The 2,531-nt window shown below is 49.1% G+C and carries 2 protein-coding genes; one reads left to right on the forward strand and one right to left on the reverse strand.

Annotated elements, in window-relative coordinates:
- Positions 1-148: 148 nt before the first annotated feature.
- The gene (locus J07HQW2_RS10490; RefSeq protein WP_021055479.1) at positions 149-1,663 is read right to left on the reverse strand and encodes an Hvo_1808 family surface protein; all 1,515 of its coding nucleotides are present in this window, start codon (positions 1,661-1,663) and stop codon (positions 149-151) included.
- A gap of 127 nt (positions 1,664-1,790) precedes the next feature.
- Between J07HQW2_RS10490 and J07HQW2_RS10495 the strand changes: the two genes are divergently transcribed.
- Positions 1,791-2,372, forward strand: a complete 582-nt coding sequence (locus J07HQW2_RS10495) for a cysteine hydrolase family protein (RefSeq protein ID WP_021049730.1) — start codon at positions 1,791-1,793, stop codon at positions 2,370-2,372.
- The last annotated feature ends 159 nt before the right edge of the window (positions 2,373-2,531 follow it).

Raw genomic sequence — 2,531 nt, forward strand, 5'->3', positions numbered from 1 at the left:
TTCGGAGACAGAAATCACAGCCTCAACAACTGATAAACATCTCCAATGACACTGATCGACCGGCACGAGAACAAAACGGTGTTTGATGATTTACTGTCCGAGGGAAGTTTGGCTTCGAATCTCTGTGTTCAGATCCTTTCTGAGATATTTATGACGATGCTGAACGGTCTGGTTGTGATCGAATTTTATCGAGAGAGTCGACATCTGGTCCATTCACGATTATAACCCGCGTGCCATCCTGTGTGACTCGGAATGCATCAGCATATGACCCATCTGGGATAACGTATGTTGTTGATTCGGTATTCATAGTTTCAGATCCTGGTTGTTGGGGTGTGGGTGTGGGTGTGGTTGCATCACGAGCGGTAAGGATCGAGCGGTATGCGTTTCGGAACTCTGTCGCGTCCTCATTACTTTCCCATGTCGTCACCCATACATATCCGTACTCAGTTGACATCCCACTTTGTGTCTGATAGGGGAACAGTCGATCATTCTCCCATCCAGTTGATGGGTCGGCGATATAATTATACGCATCATACTGATTGGTTGGTTGCGTCAGTGTTTGTGGTCTGACTGTTTCGGCACCGACCGTTCGTGCTTGATTCCAAAACATCACAAATATTGATGCTTCTCCAACAGTGTCAGAGCCATCCTGTCCGACTGATTCAAACCGATCCCACTTAGCCGATGATCGGTCAGTGTAGGTAATTGGTTGTGGTGTCTCATCGGTCCGGTGAATGATTTGCTCACTTGCGACCGGCGGTGAGTCGAATCGATCGTTGACAGCAGCCCATCCGCCTGATTCGCGGAGATGATTGATATATCCAACACCATCTGAGTACGGTTGGAAGATTGTAACAAAGATTCCTAGATTCGATGGACCACCGCTTGACCCGCTATTTTCGCCGGTATTATCTGGCAGTTCAACACACTCCCAACTGTTTCCACAGCGATCAACATAGGCTGATTCGACGTATCTTGCATCCCCTTCAATTAATCCATCGACAGCTAATTGTCCATCCTGGGTTGTTGCCGCGTATCGGTCCTTCGTGAGATCATAATGTTGATCCTGCACTGCGTGGACGAGTTCATGAATCAGCGTTGTATTATCAATTGTCGGCGTCTCTGGTGTTTCCGTAACGATTGTAATCTCATCATCACGGGGACTGTAAAATCCAGCCACGGCTGAGCCCCGTGTCTGTTCAATCGCTTGTTGTGTGCTTTCAGATTCGCCAACAGCAAACAATGCTTCCCACACTTGATTATTCCACTCTTGGAACTCCTGACTTTCCGCTGATTGTCCAGTTGCATCCCTTTGTGAGCGATATTCTGCTCGTGAGATAACCGATACAGGGACTGATGATTTGAACTCGAGCTGTCGGACATATTCGACACGAGCCATTGCCCGTCCGACATATGCTTTCATCTCCTGATCTGAAAGCCCATCCGATTGATCGACTACGATTGATTCATTGTACCAATAGCCCGCTTCCCACCCGAGTGGGTCACCGGCAGGATCGCTGAAGTCTGCATCTGGTGTTGCAACCGCTGCTGGTGGATCAGTCGTATTTCCTTGCCCGATACCCTCTTGTGTGGCTGACTCGGTAGCTGATGAGTCCTCTCCAACGCCTGGATTTGGATAAACAGCGACCCGCCCCCGCTGCACCCGGCGAGGATAATGAGGACACTAACTGCTATAGAGGCACGTGAGATTCGCCGCGACATGATAATACGTACTTTATCACCAGGTCTACGCGCAAAAGTACCTTTGTGCTCGCACAATAATATATAGTATGGCTGAATACTCATTTGAGACAGACACAACCGCTGTGGTTGTTATTGATATGCAAGTAGGCTTTTGTGATCCCTCTGGAAATTTGTATGCTCCAGGTAGTGAGGCCGTTGTTGATGACGTCCGTGATCTTGTCGCTGATGCACAGAATGCAGGTGCGCATATTGTATACACGCGCGATGTGCATCCATCAGATCAATTCGATGATGCACACTATTATGATGAATTTGAACGCTGGGGTGAGCATGTCCGTGAGGGTGACCCCGGGACCGCACTTATCGACGGACTGGAGGTTCGCTCACAGGACCATGTTGTTGTCAAGCATACCTACGATGCGTTTTATAATACCGAACTCGACGGATGGCTCCGTGCACACGGGATTGATGATCTCATATTCTGTGGGACACTCGCGAACGTCTGTGTTCTTCACACCGCTGGTAGTGCTGGTCTTCGCGATTATCGTCCGGTACTCATTGAGGATGCTATCGGCGCGATTGAGCCGGATCACCGCGAATACGCGCTTGATCATGCTGAGTGGCTCTTCGGAGAGGTCTGCTCATACGCTGATATCAACTTCGTTTGATTTGACTCTATGACTCAGACTCCAACTGCGACCACGCCCACGCCCGCGCGCTACTTCATCAGCAGCTCTTAAGAGTATGCTCAGTGTTCCTTTGGGAGCTCACTCAGGATTCAATCGCCAGTCTCTGCGTTTTCATTGAGAAATACATCGCGAATATGA

Origin of the sequence: Haloquadratum walsbyi J07HQW2 (assembly GCF_000415985.1) — an archaeon.
In the GTDB taxonomy this organism is placed as follows: Archaea; Halobacteriota; Halobacteria; order Halobacteriales; family Haloferacaceae; genus Haloquadratum; species Haloquadratum walsbyi_B.